Genomic DNA, 22,682 nt, shown 5'->3' with positions numbered 1-22,682 from the left:
AGGGCGCAACCCCTGTGGCGAGGGAGCTTGCTCCCGCTGGGTGGCGCAGCCGCCCCAAACCAGCCGATGCGGTGGGTCAGCTCATACCGCGTCGGTCCGTTTGGACGTGCTCCACACGCCAGCGGGAGCAAGCTCCCTCACCACAGGGCTCTCATCAGGCCCTGGGCGATTAATGAACCTTGCCTTCGCCCCACGCCGCCCTTAAGTCACCACGCAACCCTCGGCTATACTCCCCAGCATTTTCAAGTGCCCGAGGTTTTACTGTGAAGAATTGGACATTGCGCCAACGCATCCTGGCGAGTTTTGCGGTGATCATCGCCATCATGCTGTTGATGGTGGTTGTCTCGTATTCACGGTTGTTGAAGATCGAGGACAGTGAAGAAAACGTCCGGGTCGATGCGGTGCCTGGGGTGTATTACAGCTCCATGATTCGCGGTGGCTGGGTGGACAGCTACGTCTTGACCCAGCAAATCGTCGGCCTTTCGGGCAACCGGGAAATCACCGCCGAGGACAAGGCCCGCTACCAGGGCTTCGAGCAGCACCTGCGCGAAGAAATACAGAACTATCAGAAACTGATCCAGGACCCGGCCGACCAAGTCTCTTTCGACGAGTTCGAAGTCAATCACCAGGATTTCAACAAGGCCTTGGCGAAGGTCCTGGACCTGTATCAGCGCAAGGATTACGAAGGGGCGCGACTGGCGTTGAACACGGAGCTGACCAAGGCGTGGCTCGACGGCCGCGGGCACTTGAACCAGATCATCGAGCGCAATCGCGAACTGGCGCAAAGTGCCACCCAGACCATTGGCGACGCGGTAACGGCGGCCAAGATCGCCATGGGCCTGTCGTTACTGGTCGCGCTGGTCGTCGCCGTACTCTGTGGCCTGTTACTGATGCGGGCGATCATGGGGCCGATGAACCGCATCGTCGAGATCCTCGAGGTCATGCGCAGCGGCGACCTGAGCGGGCGCCTGAACCTGGCGCGCAAAGACGAATTCGGTGCCGTGGAAACCGGCTTCAACGACATGATGGCCGAGCTGACCTCACTGGTGTCCCAGGCCCAGCGCTCTTCCGTGCAGGTCACCACCTCGGTCACCGAGATCGCTGCGACCTCGCGCCAGCAACAGGCCACGGCCACCGAAACCGCCGCCACCACCACTGAGATCGGCGCGACCTCCCGGGAAATCGCCGCCACCTCCCGAGACCTGGTGCGCACCATGACTGAAGTGTCCACCGCCGCCGACCAGGCCTCGGTGGCCGCTGGCTCTGGCCAGCAAGGCCTGGCGCGCATGGAGGAAACCATGCATTCGGTGATGGGTGCCGCCGATCTGGTGAACGCCAAGCTGGCGATCCTCAACGAGAAGGCCGGCAATATCAACCAAGTGGTGGTGACCATCGTCAAAGTGGCCGACCAGACCAACCTGTTGTCCCTCAATGCGGCCATCGAGGCCGAAAAGGCCGGTGAGTATGGTCGTGGTTTCGCCGTGGTCGCCACTGAAGTACGACGCCTGGCCGACCAGACCGCCGTGGCGACCTATGACATCGAGCAGATGGTGCGCGAGATCCAGTCCGCGGTATCGGCCGGCGTGATGGGCATGGACAAGTTCTCCGAAGAAGTGCGCCGAGGCATGGCCGAAGTGCAACAGGTGGGTGAGCAGCTGTCGCAGATCATCCATCAGGTCCAGGCCCTGGCACCGCGGGTGTTGATGGTCAACGAAGGCATGCAGGCCCAGGCCACCGGTGCCGAGCAGATCAACCACGCCCTGGTGCAACTGGGCGATGCCAGCAGCCAGACCGTGGAGTCCCTGCGCCAGGCCAGTTCCGCCATCGACGAACTGAGCCAGGTAGCCGTAGGGCTGCGCAGCGGCGTCTCGCGTTTCAAAGTCTGATGGGCGAACTCGAGACCCGGCGTGGCGCCGCACCGACGGCCCGCCAGTCGTTGTTCCTGGTGTTCTGCATCGGCAACGAACGTTACGCCCTGCAGGCCATCGATGTGGTGGAGGTGCTGCCGCGCCTGCCCCTCAAACCGATCGCCCGGGCGCCGTCCTGGGTGGCGGGGGTGTTTGCCTGGCGTGGCACGGTGGTGCCGGTGATCGACCTGTGCGCCCTGACCTTTGGCCAGAGCGCCGAGGCCCGGACCAGTACGCGACTGGTGCTGGTGCGCTATCAGGGCGACGCGCAACAAACGGGACAGGTGCTGGGCCTGATCCTTGAGCAGGCGACCGACACCATGCGCTGTGACCCGGCCGATTTCAAACCCTATGGCCTGGACAACCGGCAGGCGCCGTACCTCGGCCCGGTACGCGAAGATGCCCAGGGGTTGCTGCAATGGGTGCGGGTCAATGACCTGCTCGATGAGTCGGTTCGGGCGCTGCTGTTTCCTGCGCCGCCGCTGAACCTCGACGACCTCGAGGCAACGCCATGAACAACGACCAGCGTTTTTTCGATTTTCTCAAGGAGCGCATCGGCCTGGATGTGACCTCCGTCGGCACCGCGATCATTGAGCGAGCCGTGCGTCAGCGCATCGGTGCCGTGCCCGGGCGAACCGCCGATGAATATTGGCAGGGCCTGCAGTATTCGGCCCAGGAGCAGCAAGCGCTGATCGAAGCGGTAATCGTCCCGGAGACCTGGTTCTTTCGCTACCCTGAATCCTTCGCCACCCTCGCCAGGCTGGCCGTCAAGCGCCTGGCCGAGATCAAGCACCTGCGCGCGCTGCGCATCCTCAGCTTGCCGTGTTCCACCGGCGAAGAACCTTATTCGATTGCCATGGCCTTGCTCGACGCAGGCCTGGGACCGCATCAGTTCAAGGTGGACGGCCTGGATGTCAGCCCGCTGTCGGTGGCGCGGGCCAAGGAAGCGCGTTACGGCAGGAATTCCTTCCGTGGTGCGGAGCTGGGTTTTCGCGAGCGGTACTTCGACGCCGAAGACGAGGGCTACCGCCTCAGCGAGCGGGTGCGCGAACAGGTGCGTTTGCAAGTGGGCAACCTGCTGGATCCGGCCTTGTTGGTGAACGAGGCACCTTACGACTTTGTGTTCTGTCGCAACCTGCTGATCTATTTCGACCAACCGACCCAGCAGCAGGTGTTCGAGGTGCTCAAGCGCCTGACCCATCAGGACGGTGTGCTGTTTATCGGCCCCGCCGAGGGCAGCTTGCTGGGCCGATTGGGCATGCGCTCGATCGGGATCGCCCAATCGTTCGCCTTCAGCCGCCAGGGGGCACCCGAGCCGCAACCGTTGCCGGCCTTGATGCCGACCCCGCTGCCGGTTCGTCAGCCACCGCCCCGCGTTGTCCCGCCGGTGATTCGGCCGCGGCCGTTTGCGGCAAGCGTGACGCCGATTGCCGAACCCAAAAGCAGTGACGCTGCGGCCTTGCTGGCCAATATTGCTGCCCTGGCCAACGGTGGCAAAAGCGCCGAGGCCCGCGTGGCTTGCGAGGCCTACTTGCGCAGCCACGCGCCAAACGCCCAGGTGTTCTATTGGTTGGGCCTGCTCAGCGACATGGCTGGCAGCGCCCTTGAAGCCCAGGGTTTTTATCGCAAGGCGCTTTATCTTGAACCGCAACACGCCGAGGCCCTGGTGCATCTGGCGGCGCTGCTGGCTTCCCAGGGAGACGCGGCCGGAGCCCGTCGATTGCAGGAACGCGCCGCCCGTAGCGGGCGCGCGGCAGACAGTGAGCACAAACGATGAGCGGTTCGGCTTCTTACACCGTTACCCATGACGATGCCCTGGCTATCGACGATTGCTGGAATCGCATCGGCGTGCATGGCGACAAATCCTGCCCGTTGTTGGTCGAGCATATTCACTGCCGCAATTGCTCGGTGTATTCGGCGGCCGCCACCCGGTTGCTCGACCGTTATGCCTTGCCGCAGGATCAGCGGGATCTGTCTCTTGCCCCTGCGGACACCGATGTGGTCACGCGCTCGCTGTTGATGTTCCGCCTCGGCGAGGAATGGCTGGGCCTGACGACGCGCAGCCTGGTGGAAGTGGCGCCGTTGCAGCCGATCCATTCCTTGCCTCACCAGCGCTCGCGGGCCTTGTTGGGGGTGGCCAATGTACGCGGGGCGCTGGTGGCCTGTCTGTCGCTGGTGGAGCTGTTGGACCTGGAACCCGGCGCGGCGGTGGTTTCCGGCGCGCGGGTGATGCCGCGCATGTTGATTGTCGCGGCCAAGGGCGGGCCGGTGGTGGTGCCGGTGGATGAGGTCGACGGCATCCACGCCATCGATGAACGCGTCCTGGCGAGCGCTTCGCAATCGACGGGCAAGTACACCCGTGGTGTGCTGCCCTTCAAGGGCCGTAGCCTGCGCTGGCTGGATGAAGAACAACTGCTGTCCGCCGTGGCTCGGAGCCTGTCATGACCCCTGACCAGATGCGCGACGCCTCGTTGCTGGAGCTGTTCAGCCTGGAAGCCGAAGCCCAGGTCCAGGTACTGAGTGCCGGCCTGCTGGCCCTGGAGCGCGATCCGACCCAGGCCGATTACCTGGAGTCGTGCATGCGCGCGGCGCATTCCCTCAAGGGCGCGGCACGTATTGTCGGGGTGGACGCTGGGGTCAGCGTGGCCCATGTGATGGAAGATTGCCTGGTCAGCGCCCAGGAGCAGCGCCTGGTGCTGGGCGCTGAACACATCGATGCCTTGCTGCAAGGTACTGACCTGCTGATGCGCATCGCCACCCCGGGCAACAGCGTCGGTGCCCCGGATATCGACGCCTATGTGGCGTTGATGGGGCGGCTGCTTGATCCCAACGCGCCACAGGCCCCGGCAGTGGTCGTACCAAGCGTCGAGACAGCGGTCGAGCCGCTACGCATCGAGCTGCCGGACGTGGAACCGCCTCCGGCAATGGAGCCGGCCCCCAAGCGCAAACGGGTCACCGAAGGCGGCGAGCGGGTCTTGCGGGTCACGGCCGAACGCCTCAACAGCTTGCTCGATCTGTCGAGCAAGTCCCTGGTGGAGACCCAGCGCCTCAAGCCTTGGCTGGCGACGATGCAGCGGCTCAAGCGCCAGCAAAGCACCGGTTTGCGCGCCCTTGAAGAGCTGAATGTACACCTCAAGGACCATGCCCTGAGCCTGCAAGCCCAGGAAGCCCTTGGCGATGCCCGCCGTTTGCTCGCCGAAACCCAGCAATTGCTGGCGCAGAAAACCGCCGAGCTGGATGAGTTCGCCTGGCAAGCCAGTCAGCGGGCGCAGGTGCTGTACGACACGGCGCTGGCCTGCCGCATGCGCCCGTTCGCCGATGTGCTTTCGGGTCAGGCTCGCATGGTCCGTGACCTGGGCCGCAGCCTGGGCAAACAGGTGCGCCTGGAGATTGAAGGCGAGAAAACCCAGGTCGACCGCGATGTGCTGGAAAAGCTTGAAGCGCCACTGACCCACTTGCTGCGCAACGCCGTGGACCACGGCATCGAACCCCCGGAACAACGGATACTGGCCGGCAAGCCTGCCGAAGGCGTGATTCGCCTGCGCGCCTCCCATCAGGCTGGCCTGCTGGTCCTGGAATTGGCGGACGATGGTGCCGGGGTAGACCTGGAACGGGTGCGCCGCAGCATCGTCGAGCGCGGCCTTTCCCCTGAGCAAACCGCCGCCAGCCTGAGCGAAGAGGAACTGCTGACTTTCCTGTTCCTGCCCGGCTTCAGCTTGCGCGACAAGGTCACCGAAGTGTCCGGGCGCGGCGTCGGCCTGGACGCGGTCCAGCACATGGTCCGGCAACTGCGCGGCGCGGTGGTACTGGAGCAGACGGCGGGCGAGGGCAGTCGTTTCCATCTTGAGGTGCCGCTGACGCTGTCGGTGGTGCGCAGCCTGGTGGTGGAAGTCGGCGATGAAGCGTACGCCTTTCCCCTGGCCCACATCGAACGCATGTGCGACCTGGCGCCGGAAGACATCGTTCAGGTCGAAGGCCGCCAGCATTTCTGGCACGAAGGCCGGCATATCGGCTTGGTCGCCGCCAGCCAGTTGCTCAATCGCCCGGCGACGCAAGGCAGCAGCCAAACCCTCAAGGTCGTGGTGATCCGCGAGCGCGAGACGATCTATGGCGTGGCGGTGGAGCGCTTCATCGGCGAGCGAACCCTGGTGGTCCTGCCCCTGGACGAACGCCTGGGCAAGGTCCAGGACATTTCCGCCGGAGCCTTGCTCGACGACGGCTCAGTGGTGTTGATTGTCGATGTCGAAGACCTGCTGCGTTCGGTGGACAAGTTGCTCGATACCGGACGCCTGGAGCGCATCGCCCGGCAGAACCAGGCCCAGGCCCCGCGCAAGCGGATCCTGGTGGTGGACGATTCCCTGACCGTGCGCGAGCTGCAACGCAAGTTGTTGCTCAATCGCGGCTATGACGTGGCGGTGGCGGTGGATGGCATGGATGGCTGGAATGCATTGCGCTCGGAGGATTTCGACTTGCTGATCACAGACATCGACATGCCGCGCATGGACGGCATTGAGCTGGTGTCGCTGTTGCGGCGTGACAACCGGCTGCAATCGCTGCCGGTGATGGTGGTGTCCTACAAGGATCGTGAAGAAGATCGCCGCCGTGGCCTCGACGCCGGCGCCGACTATTATTTGGCCAAGGCGAGTTTCCATGACGACGCCTTGCTTGATGCCGTGGTCGAATTGATCGGAGGGGCGCGCGCTTGAAGATCGCCATCGTCAATGACATGCCCCTGGCGGTCGAGGCCCTGCGCCGGGCCCTGGCGTTCGAGCCGGCGCACCAACTGGTCTGGGTGGCCGCCAACGGGGCCGAGGCGGTGCAGCGTTGCGCCGAGTACACCCCGGACCTGATCCTGATGGATTTGCTCATGCCGATCATGGATGGTGTGGAGGCCACTCGGCGGATCATGGCCGACAGCCCCTGCGCGATCGTGATCGTCACCGGGGACAGCCAGCAGAACGTCCACCGAGTGTTCGAGGCCATGGGCCATGGCGCGCTGGATGTGGTCGATACCCCGGCCCTGGGTGTCGGTAATCCGGCGGACGCGGCGGCACCGCTGTTGCGCAAGATCACCAACATCGGCTGGCTGATCGGTGAGCGCAACAAGCATGAGCGCCCCGCGCCGGCGGCGCAGCGTGCGGCAGTGTCGCGCAAGAGCCTGGTGGCCATCGGGTCGTCGGCGGGCGGGCCGGCGGCGCTGGAAGTGCTGCTCAAGGCGCTGCCGCGTCACTTTGCCCCGGCCATCGTGCTGGTCCAGCATGTGGACGAGGTGTTCGCTGCAGGCATGGCCGAGTGGCTGGGCAGCGTGTCGGGCCACACGGTGCGCCTGGCCCGGCACGGCGAGACGCCGCAAAGTGGTACGGTGTTGCTGGCCGGGACCAACCATCATCTGCGTTTGTTGAAGGACGGCACCCTGGCCTATACCGCCGAGCCGGTGAACGAGATCTACCGGCCCTCCATCGACGTGTTTTTTGAAAGTGTTGCCCAGTACTGGAGCGGTGACGCGGTGGGCGTATTGCTCACCGGCATGGGCCGCGACGGTGCACAAGGGCTTAAACTCATGCGCCAGCAGGGCTATGTGACCGTCGCCCAGGACCAGCGCAGCAGCGCGGTGTACGGGATGCCCAAAGCGGCGGCCGCCATCGACGCCGCCGTCCATATTCTCGCCCTGGACGCTATCGCGCCACGGTTGTTGGAGATTTTTACCCCATGAAGAATTCCGCCCGCGTTGCCTCAGGCCGTACTCAGGTAAGCCACCATGAATGATCTGCAGCTCGACGAATTCAAGCGCGAAGAGAACGCCGCCATGGTCTTGCTCGTTGACGACCAGGCGATGATTGGCGAGGCGGTGCGGCGCGGGCTGTCGAATGAAGACAACATCGACTTCCACTTCTGCTCCGACCCTCACCAGGCCATCGCCCATGCGGTTCGCATCAAGCCGACGGTGATTCTCCAGGACCTGGTGATGCCCGGCCTGGATGGCCTGAGCCTGGTGCGCGAGTACCGTAACCATCCGGCCACCCGTGATATCCCGATCATTGTCCTGTCCACCAAGGAGGACCCGCTGGTCAAGAGCGCGGCGTTCGCCGCCGGGGCCAACGACTACCTGGTCAAGTTGCCGGACAACATCGAACTGGTGGCGCGCATCCGCTATCACTCGCGTTCCTACATGATGCTGTTGCAACGCGACGCGGCCTATCGGGCACTGCGGGTCAGCCAGCAGCAACTGCTCGACACCAACCTGGTGCTGCAACGCTTGATGAACTCCGACGGCCTGACCGGCCTGTCCAATCGCCGGCACTTCGACGAATACCTGGAACTGGAATGGCGCAGGGCGATGCGCGACCAGAGCCAACTGTCGCTGCTGATGATCGATGTGGACTACTTCAAGGCCTACAACGACAACTTCGGCCACTTGGAGGGCGACGAAGCGCTGCGCAAGGTCGCCACGGCGATCCGCGAGGCGTGCAGCCGTCCCTCCGACTTGCCAGCCCGTTACGGCGGCGAGGAGTTCGCCCTGGTCCTGCCCGGGACCTCGCCGGGCGGCGCCCGGCTAATGGCCGAGAAACTGCGCCAGGGCGTCGTCGCCCTGAAAATCCCCCATACCACGCCTGACGGCGGCGAGAACCTGACCATCAGCATTGGCGTCTCGACCGTCACGCCGCAGCAAGGTGGCGATTGCCGGCAACTGATCTCGGCGGCGGACAAGGGGTTGTACCTGGCCAAGCACAATGGGCGGAATCGGGTGGGTTTCGAATAACCCCTAGCCTGGCGAGATTGCTTTTGTGGCGAGGGAGCTTGCTCCCGCTGGGCTGCGCAGCAGACCTGAAACCAGGCGGCTCGGTGTATCAGATGAGTTTTGTGGCGAGGGAGCTTGCTCCCGTTGGGCTGCGCAGCAGACCTGAAACCAGGCGGCTCGGTGCATCAGATGAGTTGAGTCGCTCCTTTTGGGGCTGCTGCGCAGCCCAGCGGGAGCAAGCTCCCTCGCCACAGGTCCGTGTTGACCCACCCCCGAGTATCATTGCCCCTAAAGCCGCCAGGCGGGCTGCCGCTGGCGCTTGATTACGTTATACTCGCCGGCTTTCAAAAGTTCGCCAACGAGTGCTGCCCGCCATGGAAATCAACCCGATCCTTAACACCATCAAGGACCTGTCCGAGCGCTCCGAAACTATTCGGGGGTATCTTTGACTACGATCAAAAGCATGAGCGTCTGACCGAAGTCAATCGCGAGCTTGAAGATCCGAATGTCTGGAACAACCCTTCGTACGCCCAGGAGCTGGGCCGCGAGCGTTCTGCGCTGGCGCAGATCGTCGAGACCCTGGACGAGTTGTCCAGCGGCCTGGCCGATTGCCGCGACCTGCTGGACATGGCTGTCGAAGAGAACGATGAAGGCGCGGTCGGCGATGTCGTCGCCGAGCTGACACGCCTCGACGAGAACCTCGCCAAGCTGGAATTCCGTCGCATGTTCAGCGGCGAGATGGACATGAACAACGCCTACCTGGACATCCAGGCCGGTTCCGGCGGCACCGAAGCCCAGGACTGGGCCAACATCCTGCTGCGCATGTACCTGCGCTGGGCTGACAAACGCGGTTTCGACGCCACCATCATGGAACTGTCGGCCGGTGAAGTCGCCGGGATCAAGGGCGCTACCGTGCACATCAAGGGTGAATACGCCTTTGGCTGGCTGCGGACCGAGATCGGCGTGCACCGCCTGGTGCGTAAAAGCCCGTTCGACTCCGGCAACCGTCGCCACACCTCGTTCTCGGCCGTCTTCGTTTCGCCGGAAATCGATGACAACATCGAGATCGAGATCAACCCGGCGGACTTGCGCATCGACACCTACCGTTCCTCCGGGGCCGGTGGCCAGCACGTCAACACCACCGACTCGGCCGTACGGATTACCCACGTACCGACCAACACCGTGGTCAGTTGCCAGAACGAGCGTTCCCAGCACGCCAACAAAGACACCGCGATGAAGATGCTCCGGGCTCGCCTTTACGAGCAGGAAGTGCAGAAGCGCAACGCGGCGTCCCAGGCACTGGAAGACACCAAGTCGGACATCGGCTGGGGTCACCAGATCCGTTCGTACGTGCTCGATGCCTCGCGGATCAAGGATCTGCGGACCAGCATCGAACGCAGCGATTGCGACAAGGTGCTCGATGGCGATATCGATGAATACCTGATCGCCAGCCTCAAACAAGGGCTGTAACGCGACACCCATGCGGCGGGCAGGCACGCTTCCATCAAGGAGCAGGCTGGCCCGCAAACTCCGGCCCGGGGCCGGGGGCAACGAACCTGTGATGGAATCCTTAAAGACATGAGCGACCTAGAACTCGACCCGCAAGCCCTGCAACAGGAAGAAAACTCCCTGATCGCCCTGCGCAAGGAAAAGCTTGCTGCCGAGCGCGCCAAGGGCCAGGCCTTCCCCAACGACTTCCGCCGCGACGCCTACTGCGACGTCTTGCAGAAGCAGTATGTGGACAAGACCAAGGAAGAGCTGGCCGAGGCGGCGATTCCAGTCAAGGTGGCCGGTCGTATCATGCTCGACCGTGGTTCGTTCATGGTGATCCAGGACATGACCGGTCGCATCCAGGTCTACGTCAACCGCAAGACCCTGCCGGAAGAAACCCTGGCCGCCGTCAAGACCTGGGACCTGGGCGACATCATTGCCGCCGAAGGCACCCTGGCCCGTTCCGGCAAGGGTGACCTGTATGTCGAAATGACCAGCGTGCGCCTGCTGACCAAGTCCCTGCGCCCGCTGCCGGACAAGCACCACGGCCTGACCGACACCGAGCAGCGTTATCGCCAGCGCTACGTCGACCTGATCGTCAACGAAGACGTGCGCCAGACGTTCCGCGTGCGCTCGCAAGTCATCGCTCACATCCGCAGCTTCCTGATGAAGCGTGACTTCCTGGAAGTCGAGACGCCGATGCTGCAGACCATCCCCGGCGGTGCGGCGGCCAAGCCGTTCGAAACCCACCACAACGCCCTGGACATGGAAATGTTCCTGCGCATCGCGCCGGAGCTGTACCTCAAGCGGCTGGTGGTTGGTGGCTTCGAGAAAGTCTTCGAGATCAACCGCAATTTCCGTAACGAAGGCGTTTCGACCCGGCACAACCCTGAGTTCACCATGCTCGAGTTCTACCAGGCCTACGCCGACTACGAAGACAACATGGACCTGACCGAGGAGCTGTTCCGCGAGCTGGCGCAGCTTGTTCTCGGGACCACCGACGTGCCGTACGGCGACAAGGTGTTCCACTTCGGCGAGCCGTTCGTGCGCCTGTCGGTGTTCGACTCGATCCTCAAGTACAACCCTGAACTGACTGCCGATGACCTGAACGACATCGAAAAGGCTCGCGCCATCGCCAAGAAGGCCGGTGCCAAGGTGCTTGGCTTCGAAGGCCTGGGCAAGCTGCAAGTGATGATTTTCGAAGAGCTGGTCGAGCACAAGCTGGAACAGCCGCACTTCATCACCCAGTACCCGTTCGAAGTGTCGCCGCTGGCCCGTCGCAACGACGAGAACCCAAGCGTGACCGACCGTTTCGAGCTGTTCATCGGTGGTCGTGAAATCGCCAACGCCTATTCCGAGCTCAACGATGCAGAAGACCAGGCCGAGCGTTTCATGGCCCAGGTGGCTGACAAGGACGCCGGCGACGACGAAGCCATGCACTACGATGCCGACTTCGTGCGTGCCCTGGAGTACGGCATGCCGCCGACCGCAGGCGAAGGCATCGGCATCGATCGCCTGGTGATGTTGTTGACCAACTCGCCGTCGATCCGGGACGTGATTCTCTTCCCGCACATGCGGCCTCAAGCGTAAGTGCTTCAACTAAAAAGCCGCCTCGATGGGCGGCTTTTTATTGCCTGTCTGGTACAAACGTATCAATTGGTTAGTTTTTCAAAGAGCGAGGAAGACCTGTCGTGAATCGTGCAATGGCTTCAGAAGGTGCCGCGGGCGTCGCCACGGCTGTCGCTGAAAGTGTTCAGTACCAGGGCCGCAAGGCCAGCCGACAGGGCAGTGAGCAGCGTCGCCAGGAGATTCTCGACGCGGCCATGCGCATTGTGGTGCGCGATGGCGTGCGGGCGGTGCGGCACCGCGCCGTAGCTGCCGAAGCGGGCGTGCCGTTGTCGGCCACCACGTATTACTTCAAGGACATCGACGACCTGCTCACCGATACCTTCGCCCAGTATGTGGAGCGCAGCGCGGCGTTCATGGCCAAGCTGTGGACCAACAAGGAAGGTCTGCTGCGGGAAATGGTCGCCTACGGGGACGGCAGCGCCGGAGCCCGCTCGCAACTGGCGGACGATATGGCACGCCTGGCCGCCGACTATGTGCAACATCAGTTGCACACCCGCCGCGAATACCTGATGGCCGAACAGGCCTTTCGCCAGGAAGCGCTGCTCAACCCTCGACTGGCTGAACTGGTGCGTTCCCATCAGCAGATCCTGCTGCAAGGTACCTGTCAGATTTTCCAGGTATTGGGCTCGCGTGATCCGCAACAGGATGCCAAAGTGTTGACGGCGATTATCGGACGGATGGAATATCAGGGCTTGCTCAATGGCGCCGAGCCGGTCGCGGCAGAAGAAATGCTCGGCATCCTGACCCGCTACATGCACCTGGTACTGGCGTCGGTGTAGTTGAAGCACCGCAGTTTATGTGGCGAGGGAGCTTGCTCCCGCAGGGCTGCGCAGCAGCCCCTTTTTTGGTGAGCGCTGCGCGCTCAAGCGGGAGCAAGCTCCCTCGCCACAAAGGCAAGGCGCCACCTACCATAGGGAGTTCAAATGAAAGCCTGGCGTGCCGTTGTCCTGGCCGTGTCGTTGCTGTTGCTCAGTGGCTGCCTGGTGTCCTTCAAGGCACCGTTGCCGCAAAGCGAAGCCGCGCCAGAGGGCCTGCTCGGTCACTGGACCAGCACCAATGCCTGGGGCGAACCGTTGAACCTGGAGCTGACGAAGGTCGGCAAGCACCGCTACCAGGCCATCAGCTACTTCAGGGCCAGGCCCCATGAGCGTGAAGCCATCCCGTTGACTGTTTCCCGTCATGGCAGCCGCTGGTACGTGTCGGCCAAGGTGCCGGCCCGGTTTGGCGGCCACTATTTGATCGCCGGTTTCGAGTTGACCGACAAGCAAGAGTTGGTGGTCTACAACCTGGACGTGGATCAGATCAACCAGGCCATCGGCCAGAAACGCCTCAGCGGCCAGCCGAACCAGAGCGAGGAAGGTGATGGGGTGCTGGTGGACAGCGACATGAACAAGGTGTTCAGTTACCTCGACGACCCGGCCAATTCCGATGTGTTCTCGGAGGCCGTGCGCTACCAGCGGCTGGTCAAACCCCAATAACAGCGACAAGCGGACGTTTTTTCACAGGAGTTCCGGGTGGACGATTACCAGCAGACGATACGCACCTTGTCCGATCGCATTGTGCTGGCGCAAACGCCGATTCGCATCCTCGACGCGGTGAAGTGGGACGAGAACATCCGCAAGGGCTTTCTCAAGGCCAAGGGCAAGGAAATGCCTGCGGTGGATCGCGACTATTACCTCAACCGGCCACTGTCCTTCGATTCGAGCAAGGTGAAGCTGGAGTTCCAGAACATCGAGCGCGACATCACCCGCCAGCTTGGGCAGTTCAACCCGGTTGGCCAGATCATGCGCCGCATGTGCAAGGAATACCGCATGGTGGTGCGCATGCTAGAGGCCCGTGGCACCGAGGATTTCGGGCTGATCTCCCAGGAGCTCTATGGCGCCGCCTCCGATGCCTTCCACGCCGGCGACCCGACCCTGGCCGACCTGGGCCTGATGCTCTCCGATTACCTGAACAACATCGATGGCCGTGGCGACCTCAAGGACGAGCCGAAAGTCCTCAGCGCCAAGGAAGCCGTCAGCCTGCTGCAACACCGCCTCAACCGGGTGTTTGGCGAAGCCGAGGAAACCATCCGGGTATTCGAGTCCGATGGTATCGTGGCCGACGCAGCGGCGGGCGCGGACTACATCAAGATCCGCACCGATGCGATGTTCAACGAGCGCGACGTGCGTGCGTTGGAAGTTCACGAAGGGCTGGTGCACGTCGGCACGACGCTCAATGGCCTCAACCAGCCAATCTGCACCTTCCTGTCCAAGGGCCCACCCTCGTCCACGGTGACCCAGGAAGGTCTGGCGATCCTGATGGAAATCATCACCTTCGCCTCCTACCCGAGCCGCCTGCGCAAACTGACCAACCGTACCCGGGCCATTCATATGGTGGAGGAGGGCGCCGATTTCCTGCAGATCTTCGAGTTCTTCCGCGAGCAGGGTTTTGAAATGGCCGAAAGCTACGGCAACGCCAGCCGGGTGTTCCGTGGCTCGGTGCCGACGGGGCTGCCATTTACCAAAGACTTGTCCTACCTCAAGGGCTTCATCATGGTTTACAACTACATTCAGTTGGCCGTGCGCAAGGGCAAGCTGGAACAGGTGCCGCTGCTGTTCTGCGGCAAGACCACCCTCGAGGACATGCGTACGTTGCGGCAACTGGTGGACGAAGGCCTGGTCGTACCGCCCAAGTACCTGCCCGAGCAGTTCCGCGACATGAACGCCTTGTCGGCCTGGATGTGTTTCTCCAACTTCCTGAACCACCTGAGCCTGGACCGGATCGAAGCGGATTATTCCAATATCCTTTGAGCATCACACTGTCCAATTGTGGGAGCGGGCTTGCTCCCGCAGGGGACCGTGTTCCAATTCTGTTTTTTTGCGAGGCTTCACCGGATGCGAACCCTCGGCATCATTTGCCTATTGTTGGCCCTGAGCGGTTGCAGTTCCCTGCTGTTCTACCCCGAGCACGGCCTGCCGTTCACCCCGGAGCGGGCCAGGCTCGAGTACCGCGACGTCACCCTGACCACCGCCGACGGTCTCAAGCTTCACGGCTGGTGGCTGCCCGTCAAACCGGGTGTGGAGGTCAAGGGCACGGTCCTGCATTTGCACGGCAACGGCGGCAACCTGGCCTGGCACCTGGGCGGGAGCTGGTGGTTGCCGGAGCAGGGCTACCAGGTGTTGATGGTCGACTACCGGGGTTATGGCCTGTCCGAAGGCGAGCCGAGCCTGCCGGCGATTTACCAGGACATTGACGCCGCGTTCCAATGGCTCGACCAGGCGCCCGAGGTGCAGGGCAAGCCGCTGGTGCTGCTCGGCCAGAGCCTGGGCGGTGCGCTGGCGGTGCATTACCTGGTCGAGCATCCGCAGCGCCAGCGACAGCTCAAGGCGCTGGTGCTCGATGGCGTGCCCGCCAGCTATCGCGACGTCGGCCGTTTTGCCCTGAGTACGTCCTGGCTGACCTGGCCGTTCCAGGTGCCGTTGTCCTGGCTGGTACCGGACGGTGACAGCGCGATCAGTTCCGTGGCGCAATTGAATGGCGTGCCGAAATTGATCTACCACAGCCTGGACGATCCCATCGTTCCCCTTTCCAATGGCATCCGCCTGTATCAAGCTGCGCCGCCGCCGCGGGTCCTGCAATTGACACGCGGCGGCCATGTGCAGACGTTCGCCGACCCAACCTGGCGCACTGTGATGCTGCGCTACCTCGACGATCCCCAGCACTTCGACGGCCTGCGCCGCCTGGGCGAGGTCCCGAATTACCCGAAATCACCCGTTGAATCACCAGAGAGCCCGCAATGAGCGAAGAACGTAACGCCATCCCCCTGATCATCACCGGTATCTGCAGCATCCTCGGCACCGTTGCGACGCTGTGGTACTACGGCTACCTGCACTTCGCCAAGCCTGAGGATGCGTTGCTGCTCAACCAATTCACCATGCTCAAGACCGTACCGGGCGAGGACTATAAGGTTTCCCTGGAGCCGGCCCCCCAGGTCGCCCAGTGCATCGATGGTGTGCTGGTGTTGTTCGACACCGAGCAGAAAGGCCTGACCGGCGTGCTGATCAACGAGAAGAAACGCGCGGTGCGCTGCATGGGGCAGGAGACGCCGCAGAAACTGCAGCCGTAACAATTCTCTGTGGGAGCGAGCTTGCTCGCGATAGCGGTGGATCAGTCAACACCTATGTCGACTGACCTGCCGCCATCGCGAGCAAGCTCGCTCCCACAGGGGATACGACCCGCTCAACAAAATGTGCAGCCATTAAAAAGCCCCGCCTGATTGAAGTCAGGCGGGGCTTTTTGTTGCCCTCAGTCGATCAGTTGGCGCTCATGGTCGAGCGCGGGGCCACTGGCTGGTTGTCGTTGGAGATGGTCACTTCCACGCGACGGTTCATGGCACGGCCCGAGACGCTGGTGTTGTCAGCCACGGGGAATTCCTTGCCATAGCCTTGGGTCACGATACGGCCCATATCCACGCCCATTTTCACCAGAGCCATACGCACCGAGTTGGCGCGGCGCTCGGACAGCGACTGGTTGTAGGAGTCCGAACCGGTGCTGTCGGTATAGCCTTCGATGATCACCTTGCGGTCCGGGTTTTCCTGGAGGAACTGCGCCAGTTTGTTCACATTCGTCATGCCGCTGGCGCGCAGGTCGGACTTGTTGGTGGCGAACAGCACGTCGCCGAAGGTCACCAGCGTACCGCGTTCGGTCTGCTTGGCGTTGAGGCTGTCCTGCAGTTGCTTGATCTGCGCGTTACGCGCATCGAGCAAGGCACGCGCACGTTCGTCACCGGCGTTTTTCAGCTCGGCTTCGGCGTTGCGCAGGGCGATGGTCTGCTTGGCCACTTCGACGCGCTGGTTGGTCAGGTAGGCCAACTGGTCGACCTTGGCTTCGTCTTCCTTGTCCATATAGGCCTTGTCAGCCTTGGCCAGGAAGTCGGCGGCGTCCTTGGTTTCCAGTGCGGCCACTTTGGTCGCCGCTGGATCAGCCTGCAGGCCGTTGTAATTGGTGCGGGCCTGTTCCAGGTTCGCGTTCGGGTCGTGGGAGCAAGCGGCCAGGGCTACGCAGGCAGCGAGCAGGGCGGGCATCATCAAGTGTTTGTGCATCATAGTCTGTCGTCCTTTTATCAATGAGAAGTACGTCGTGGCGTGAACGGCTTACTGAACCTTGTTCATGCCTTCCTGACGCAGTTCCTGAACCCCTTTCTGAGAATCCTTGAGTGCTTGTTCGGCCTTGGCGGCCTGAGCCTTGCGCTCGGCGACGCGGGCGTCCCACTCGGCCTGTTCGGCCAGACGCTTGGCTTCGTCGTACTTCTTGTCATGCATGGCGATTTCCGCCTGCTTGAGTTTGTCCTGGGCCGACTTCATTTCCACAGCAGCGAATTCGGTACCGCCGGCGCTGACGGCGCTGTTGACCGCCGATTGGGTCACCGCGTACTGCTCCGAAGGTGGATTACCGGCGCAACCGGCGAGAATGAAGCTGCTACCGATCGCCAGGGCAGCCAACTTCAAGCCGCGCAGGCCAGTGGATGAGGGTTTGGCAGTGCAGGTATTCATAGGCTTCAACTCCATTGGAAAACTCCTGAAAAAACGACAAATCCATGCTGGGACCGAAGCCGTGACGTCTGATTTGGCGCTGGCGCCAAGGCGCGTTTATTTAAACAACCGTTCCAGTATGGTTACTCGGTGTGACCCGAGGCGTTTTTCAAAAGTTCAGCGAAGATGGCCATTCGCCAAAAGAATTACTGACTGATCGGTCAGCGGCAAAAAAGCTGAACTTTCAAGGCGCGCAGCGGTATTGCGGCGCGGGTGGAAAGCCACCGCGCCGGAAAGTCGCAACCAGGAATGAAAGCCGTCAGTGTTTGGATTTGTCGTTCTGCGAAGAAAGGTCGTGCAGATGCCGCCGGGACAAGGCGAGGAATCGTGGGGTCGGACCCACGTCTTCGTACAGCGGGTCGCCTTCTTCATCGGTGGCGACGACTTGCGAGCCCTTGATGTAGGGGAAGCTGGCTTCCAGCTCTTCCAGTGCCGCTCCGATCAGCTCGCCGAGCAGCTCCTCGGGCTGGCGCTTGGGGTACATGTCGCAGATTGCTGCCAGCCGGGCGGCGGCTTCCACGTCCAGGTGAATCGTGTAGCCAGTCTCGGTCAGACGGCCCTTGGCGTTTTCTTCCCAATGCTGGGCAAGCTCACGAATTTTCATGATGACCTCAATAAGCCTGCTCGTGGCAGGCGCGGTGAGTGACAAGCCGTTGTGTGGCTTAATCATGAGACTAGCTTTGTCCTGCAAGGTTTAAAGTCCCTTCGTCGCTTGTCAGAAACGGTGGGCATCGGCACTCTCTAATCCAAGAGCTGTCCGGATTTTTTGCTGGAGAAATGCTGATGACCGATATCGATGCACGCTTGCGCGAAGACGTTCACCTGCTGGGTGAGTTATTGGGCAACACCATCCGCGAACAATACGGGGATGCGTTTCTCGACAAGATCGAGCAGATCCGCAAGGGCGCCAAGGCTGACCGACGCGGTTCCGTGGACGCCGAACTCAGCGCCAGCCTCAACCAGTTGAGCGAGGACGAACTGCTGCCGGTGGCGCGGGCATTCAACCAGTTTCTCAACCTGGCCAATATCGCCGAGCAATATCAACTTATCCACCGCCGCGAAGAATCGCAGCCGGAACCCTTCGAGGCGCGGGTGTTGCCCGAGCTGCTCGCCCGGTTGCGGGCCGAAGGCCATGGCGCCGAGGCCCTGGCCCGGCAATTGGGGCGGCTGGAGATCGAATTGGTCCTCACGGCACACCCCACGGAAGTGGCTCGCCGTACACTGATCCAGAAATATGACGCCATCGCCGCGCAACTGGCGGCCCAGGATCACCGCGACCTGACCAGCGCCGAGCGCGCGCAGATTCACGAACGCCTGCAACGCTTGATCGCCGAAGCCTGGCACACCGAAGAAATCCGCCGCACCCGGCCGACCCCGGTGGATGAGGCCAAGTGGGGGTTCGCGGTGATCGAGCACTCGTTGTGGCAGGCCATTCCCAATTACCTGCGCAAGGCCGACCAGGCCCTGCATGCCGCGACCGGCTTGCGCCTGCCGCTGGAGGCCGCGCCAATCCGTTTTGCCTCGTGGATGGGCGGCGACCGTGACGGCAACCCGAATGTCACCGCTGCCGTGACCCGCGAGGTGCTGTTGCTGGCGCGGTGGATGGCGGCGGACCTGTACCTGCGTGATGTCGATCAACTGGCGGCCGAGCTGTCCATGCAACACGCCAGCGAGGCCTTGCGTGCCCAGGCCGGCGACAGCGCCGAACCTTATCGCGCCGTGCTCAAGCAATTGCGTGAACGCCTGCGCGCCACCCGCAACTGGGCCCACGCCTCCTTGAGCGCCGCCACGCCGCCAAGCGCCGACGTGTTACAGCACAACCGTGAGCTGCTGGACCCCCTGGAGCTGTGCTACCACTCGTTGCACGAATGCGGCATGGGTGTGATTGCCGACGGGCCGCTGCTCGATTGCCTGCGCCGGGCGGTGACGTTCGGTCTGTTCCTGGTGCGCCTCGATGTGCGCCAGGACTCGACGCGCCATACCGCCGCCATGACGGAAATAACCGACTACTTGGGGCTGGGGCGCTATGAGGATTGGAACGAGGAGCAGCGCATCAGCTTCTTGCTGGCGGAACTGAGCAACCGGCGTCCGCTGCTGCCGGCCCATTTCAAGCCATCGGCCGATACGGCGGAAGTCTTGGCGACGTGCCGAGAAGTGGCCGCGGCGCCAGCGGCGTCCCTGGGGTCCTACGTGATCTCCATGGCCGGTGCGGCTTCCGATGTCCTCGCGGTGCAGCTGTTGTTGAAGGACGCCGGCGTGTTGCGGCCAATGCGCGTGGTACCGCTGTTCGAGACCCTGGCCGACCTGGACAACGCCGGGCCGGTGATCGAGCGGCTGTTGCTGCTGCCCGGTTATCGCTCGCGGCTGCAAGGTCCTCAGGAAGTGATGATCGGCTATTCCGATTCGGCCAAGGATGCCGGGACCACTGCGGCGGCCTGGGCGCAGTATCGGGCCCAGGAGCGGCTGGTGGACATCTGCCGCGAGCAGCAAGTCGAACTGCTGTTGTTCCATGGTCGCGGCGGCACCGTGGGCCGTGGTGGTGGTCCGGCGCACGCGGCGATCCTGTCCCAGCCACCGGGTTCGGTGGCCGGGCGTTTCCGCACCACCGAGCAGGGCGAAATGATTCGTTTCAAATTCGGCCTGCCGGACATCGCCGAACAGAACCTCAACCTTTATCTCGCCGCCGTGCTTGAAGCGACGCTGCTGCCACCGCCGCCGCCCACGCCGCAGTGGCGGGACCTGATGGACGAGCTGGCGGCCGATGGCGTCCGTGCCTACCGCGCCGTGGTGCGGGAAAACCCGCAATTTGTCGAGTACTTCCGCCAGTCCACCCCCGAGCAGGAACTGGGGCGCCTGCCCCTGGGCAGCCGTCCGGCCAAGCGTCGGGCCGGTGGCATCGAAAGCCTGCGGGCGATCCCGTGGATCTTCGGTTGGACCCAGACCCGCTTGATGCTGCCGGCCTGGCTCGGCTGGGAAACCGCACTGAGCAAGGCACTGGAGCGTGGCGAAGGCGAGCTGTTGGGGCAAATGCGCGAACAGTGGCCGTTCTTCCGGACCCGCATCGATATGCTGGAAATGGTGCTGGCCAAGGCCGACGCCGACATTGCCCGCTCCTACGACGAGCGTTTGGTGGAACCTGGGCTGCTGCCTTTGGGTGCGCATTTACGCGACCTATTGTCGCAGGCGTGCTCGGTGGTCCTTGGGTTGACCGGTCAGTCGCAGCTACTGGCACATAGCCCAGCCACGCTGGAATTCATTCGCCTGCGCAACACTTACCTCGACCCACTGCACCTGCTGCAGGCCGAACTGTTGGCGCGCTCGCGGCGGCAGGATGTGGCCCAGGGCAGCCCCGTGGAACAGGCGTTGCTGGTGTCTGTGGCGGGGATTGCCGCCGGTTTGCGCAATACCGGCTAAGATCAGGCAGCGCACCGAAACGGCTCGCCCGGCGTTCCCGGGCGTTGTCCGTGGGGGGAGGGTAAGGGTTGGCCAGGCGACAGTTTGTTGCCCGGTTGCGACTCTCGCCACCTCCTCCGAAGGTCGTATCGGGTGCGGGTTCCTCCGACTTTCGGCGGCTTGTGTGGGTCGGGCCTGCTGTGTATCTTGATCAGCCTTTGGCCGTTTGGGCGGTCACGATCCTGTTTTTCGAAGATTGGCCCCACGAGGCGAATCCGAGCGTTTTACATAAAAAAATTGAGGAGCACATCGATGCGCGTCATTCTGCTGGGAGCTCCCGGGGCCGGTAAAGGTACTCAGGCAAAGTTCATCACCGAAAAATTCGGTATCCCGCAAATTTCCACTGGCGACATGCTGCGTGCCGCAGTCAAGGCGGGCACCGAGCTGGGCGTCAAGGCCAAGAGCATCATGGATGCCGGTGGCCTGGTGTCGGATGACCTGATCATCGCCCTGGTCAAGGACCGTATCGCTCAAGCCGATTGCGCCAACGGCTTCCTGTTCGACGGCTTCCCGCGCACCATTCCCCAGGCCGAAGCCCTAGTGACTGCCGGTGTTGAGCTCGATCACGTGGTCGAAATCGCGGTCGACGACGAAGAGATCGTCCAGCGCATTGCCGGTCGTCGCGTCCACGAGCCATCTGGCCGTGTCTACCACACCGTCTACAACCCGCCGAAAGTCGCGGGCAAGGACGACGTTACCGGTGAAGAGCTGGTGCAGCGCAAGGACGACACCGAAGAAACCGTGCGTCATCGCCTGTCGGTCTACCATTCCCAGACCAAGCCGCTGGTGGCGTTCTACCAGAACCTGTCGGCTGCCCAGGGCAAGCCGAAGTACAGCCACATCCCGGGCGTTGGCTCGGTCGATGCGATCACCGGCAAGGTGCTCGAAGCGCTGAGCTGAAAAGTCTGATCAGTTGCATCAACTACGGCCCGCTTGCGGGCCGTAGTTGTTTATACTGGCGCACTTTTTTCCACCTGATTTACGGACACACCGATGAGCACCTTGCTGGCCCTGGACACCGCGACTGAAGCTTGCTCCGTTGCCTTGCTGCACGACGGCAAGGTCACGAGCCATTACGAGGTGATCCCGCGCCTGCATGCGCAGAAACTATTGCCGATGATCCAGAAACTGCTGAGCGATGCCGGGACGACCTTGCAGGCAGTGGATGCGATTGCCTTCGGTCGCGGGCCGGGGGCTTTTACCGGCGTGCGCATCGCCATCGGCGTGGTGCAAGGGTTGGCGTTTGCCCTGGAGCGGCCGGTGTTGCCGGTGTCGAACCTGGCGGTGCTGGCCCAGCGCGCCTTGCGTGAACAGGGCGCCCGCCAAGTCGCAGCGGCCATCGATGCGCGCATGGACGAGGTGTACTGGGGCTGCTATCGCGAAACCGACGGCGAGATGCGCCTGGTCGGTGCTGAGGCGGTATTGCCACCCGAGGCCGCGGCGTTGCCAAGCGGGGCCGACGGTGCATGGTTCGGTGCCGGTACCGGTTGGGGCTACGGCGAGCGCATCGCCGTCAGCCTGACCGGCCAGGACGCCACCCTGCTGCCTCACGCCGAAGACCTGCTGGCCCTGGCGCGCTTCGCCTGGGAACGCGGCGAGGCCATTCCCGCCGATGATGCGCAGCCGGTGTACCTGCGGGACAAGGTGGCAACGCCCAAGTCCGAGCGGTAAAAAGCATCACGCCACTCTCAAGCGGGCAGCGTTGTGGCGAGGGAGCTTGCTCCCGCTGGGTGGCGCAGCCGCCCCCGTTTTCCCCAAACCACTGAAGATGTTCCAGCCCGGCGACAGTGGCGTCTGCTGCGCAGCCGAGCGGGAGCAAGCTCCCTCGCCACAGAAGCTCGCTAGCCCATGACATTGGCGAACGCCCATGCATTGGATGCCTGCACAAGG

The 22,682-nt window shown here is 62.9% G+C and carries 20 protein-coding genes; 17 read left to right on the top strand and 3 right to left on the bottom strand.

Annotation, left to right across the window (positions count from 1 at the left end; genetic code table 11):
- Window positions 1–263 precede the first annotated feature (263 nt).
- The 14 genes from BLT00_RS12985 to BLT00_RS12920 all read left to right on the top strand — a co-directional run bounded on the left by BLT00_RS12985 (window position 264) and on the right by BLT00_RS12920 (window position 15,874).
- Entirely contained in the window at window positions 264–1,886 is a 1,623-nt protein-coding gene (locus BLT00_RS12985; protein ID WP_092143966.1) for a methyl-accepting chemotaxis protein, read from the top strand.
- A complete protein-coding gene (locus BLT00_RS12980; RefSeq protein WP_092143969.1) occupies window positions 1,886–2,422 on the top strand; it encodes a chemotaxis protein CheW in 537 nt (178 codons plus the stop codon). The genes BLT00_RS12985 and BLT00_RS12980 overlap by 1 nt, the downstream gene beginning before the upstream one ends.
- Complete coding sequence (locus BLT00_RS12975; protein WP_092143971.1) at window positions 2,419–3,684, top strand: CheR family methyltransferase; 1,266 nt, start codon at window positions 2,419–2,421, stop codon at window positions 3,682–3,684. Before BLT00_RS12980 ends, BLT00_RS12975 begins: the two co-directional genes overlap by 4 nt.
- Window positions 3,681–4,352, top strand: a complete 672-nt coding sequence (locus BLT00_RS12970) for a chemotaxis protein CheW (RefSeq protein WP_092143974.1) — start codon at window positions 3,681–3,683, stop codon at window positions 4,350–4,352. Before BLT00_RS12975 ends, BLT00_RS12970 begins: the two co-directional genes overlap by 4 nt.
- Window positions 4,349–6,613, top strand: a complete 2,265-nt coding sequence (locus tag BLT00_RS12965) for a hybrid sensor histidine kinase/response regulator (RefSeq protein ID WP_092143977.1) — start codon at window positions 4,349–4,351, stop codon at window positions 6,611–6,613. The genes BLT00_RS12970 and BLT00_RS12965 overlap by 4 nt, the downstream gene beginning before the upstream one ends.
- Window positions 6,610–7,620 (top strand): chemotaxis response regulator protein-glutamate methylesterase, encoded by a 1,011-nt coding sequence (locus BLT00_RS12960; protein WP_092152525.1) that lies wholly within the window; start codon window positions 6,610–6,612, stop codon window positions 7,618–7,620. Before BLT00_RS12965 ends, BLT00_RS12960 begins: the two co-directional genes overlap by 4 nt.
- A 45-nt stretch (window positions 7,621–7,665) precedes the next feature.
- Window positions 7,666–8,667 (top strand): response regulator, encoded by a 1,002-nt coding sequence (locus BLT00_RS12955; protein ID WP_092143983.1) that lies wholly within the window; start codon window positions 7,666–7,668, stop codon window positions 8,665–8,667.
- A 353-nt stretch (window positions 8,668–9,020) separates the two neighbouring features.
- Window positions 9,021–10,116 (top strand): peptide chain release factor 2 gene (gene prfB / locus BLT00_RS12950; protein WP_095963568.1). Its coding sequence is split into 2 segments (ribosomal slippage): window positions 9,021–9,092 and window positions 9,094–10,116, totalling 1,095 coding nucleotides; the frame shifts between segments, so codons are not numbered across the junction.
- Between the two features lie 108 nt (window positions 10,117–10,224).
- The gene (gene lysS / locus BLT00_RS12945) at window positions 10,225–11,727 is read left to right on the top strand and encodes a lysine--tRNA ligase (RefSeq protein ID WP_092143986.1); all 1,503 of its coding nucleotides are present in this window, start codon (window positions 10,225–10,227) and stop codon (window positions 11,725–11,727) included.
- A 101-nt stretch (window positions 11,728–11,828) separates the two neighbouring features.
- The gene (locus BLT00_RS12940) at window positions 11,829–12,545 is read left to right on the top strand and encodes a TetR/AcrR family transcriptional regulator (RefSeq protein WP_092143989.1); all 717 of its coding nucleotides are present in this window, start codon (window positions 11,829–11,831) and stop codon (window positions 12,543–12,545) included.
- 144 nt (window positions 12,546–12,689) lie between these two features.
- Complete coding sequence (locus tag BLT00_RS12935) at window positions 12,690–13,244, top strand: hypothetical protein (protein ID WP_063322802.1); 555 nt, start codon at window positions 12,690–12,692, stop codon at window positions 13,242–13,244.
- Between the two features lie 36 nt (window positions 13,245–13,280).
- Complete coding sequence (locus BLT00_RS12930; RefSeq protein WP_063322801.1) at window positions 13,281–14,558, top strand: flavohemoglobin expression-modulating QEGLA motif protein; 1,278 nt, start codon at window positions 13,281–13,283, stop codon at window positions 14,556–14,558.
- An 84-nt stretch (window positions 14,559–14,642) separates the two neighbouring features.
- A complete protein-coding gene (locus BLT00_RS12925) occupies window positions 14,643–15,548 on the top strand; it encodes an alpha/beta hydrolase (RefSeq protein WP_003198158.1) in 906 nt (301 codons plus the stop codon).
- Window positions 15,545–15,874: a PA3694 family proteiin gene (locus BLT00_RS12920; protein WP_003198160.1), complete on the top strand. Its 330-nt coding sequence runs from the start codon at window positions 15,545–15,547 to the stop codon at window positions 15,872–15,874. The genes BLT00_RS12925 and BLT00_RS12920 overlap by 4 nt, the downstream gene beginning before the upstream one ends.
- A gap of 187 nt (window positions 15,875–16,061) precedes the next feature.
- Here the strand turns inward: BLT00_RS12920 and BLT00_RS12915 are convergent, their stop codons facing one another.
- From BLT00_RS12915 to BLT00_RS12905, 3 genes are all read right to left on the bottom strand, one after another.
- The gene (locus BLT00_RS12915) at window positions 16,062–16,850 is read right to left on the bottom strand and encodes a lipotoxin F family OmpA-related lipoprotein LptF (RefSeq protein WP_092144304.1); all 789 of its coding nucleotides are present in this window, start codon (window positions 16,848–16,850) and stop codon (window positions 16,062–16,064) included.
- A 51-nt stretch (window positions 16,851–16,901) separates the two neighbouring features.
- Entirely contained in the window at window positions 16,902–17,315 is a 414-nt protein-coding gene (locus BLT00_RS12910) for a DUF4398 domain-containing protein (protein ID WP_003198164.1), read from the bottom strand.
- Between the two features lie 283 nt (window positions 17,316–17,598).
- Window positions 17,599–17,943, bottom strand: a complete 345-nt coding sequence (locus BLT00_RS12905) for a pilin assembly protein (RefSeq protein ID WP_072343512.1) — start codon at window positions 17,941–17,943, stop codon at window positions 17,599–17,601.
- A gap of 179 nt (window positions 17,944–18,122) precedes the next feature.
- Here BLT00_RS12905 and ppc point away from each other — a divergent pair, with 179 nt between their 5' ends.
- The 3 genes from ppc to tsaB all read left to right on the top strand — a co-directional run bounded on the left by ppc (window position 18,123) and on the right by tsaB (window position 22,463).
- The gene (gene ppc, locus BLT00_RS12900; protein ID WP_092143992.1) at window positions 18,123–20,753 is read left to right on the top strand and encodes a phosphoenolpyruvate carboxylase; all 2,631 of its coding nucleotides are present in this window, start codon (window positions 18,123–18,125) and stop codon (window positions 20,751–20,753) included.
- A 291-nt stretch (window positions 20,754–21,044) separates the two neighbouring features.
- The gene (gene adk / locus BLT00_RS12895) at window positions 21,045–21,692 is read left to right on the top strand and encodes an adenylate kinase (protein ID WP_072343510.1); all 648 of its coding nucleotides are present in this window, start codon (window positions 21,045–21,047) and stop codon (window positions 21,690–21,692) included.
- Between the two features lie 93 nt (window positions 21,693–21,785).
- A complete protein-coding gene (tsaB, locus tag BLT00_RS12890; RefSeq protein WP_092143996.1) occupies window positions 21,786–22,463 on the top strand; it encodes a tRNA (adenosine(37)-N6)-threonylcarbamoyltransferase complex dimerization subunit type 1 TsaB in 678 nt (225 codons plus the stop codon).
- Window positions 22,464–22,682: the final 219 nt, after the last annotated feature.

The sequence above is a fragment of the Pseudomonas sp. NFACC51 genome, assembly GCF_900103575.1.
GTDB classification, from domain to species: domain Bacteria; phylum Pseudomonadota; class Gammaproteobacteria; order Pseudomonadales; family Pseudomonadaceae; genus Aquipseudomonas; species Aquipseudomonas fluorescens_Q.
This window is presented reverse-complemented; position numbering and strand designations above follow the sequence as displayed.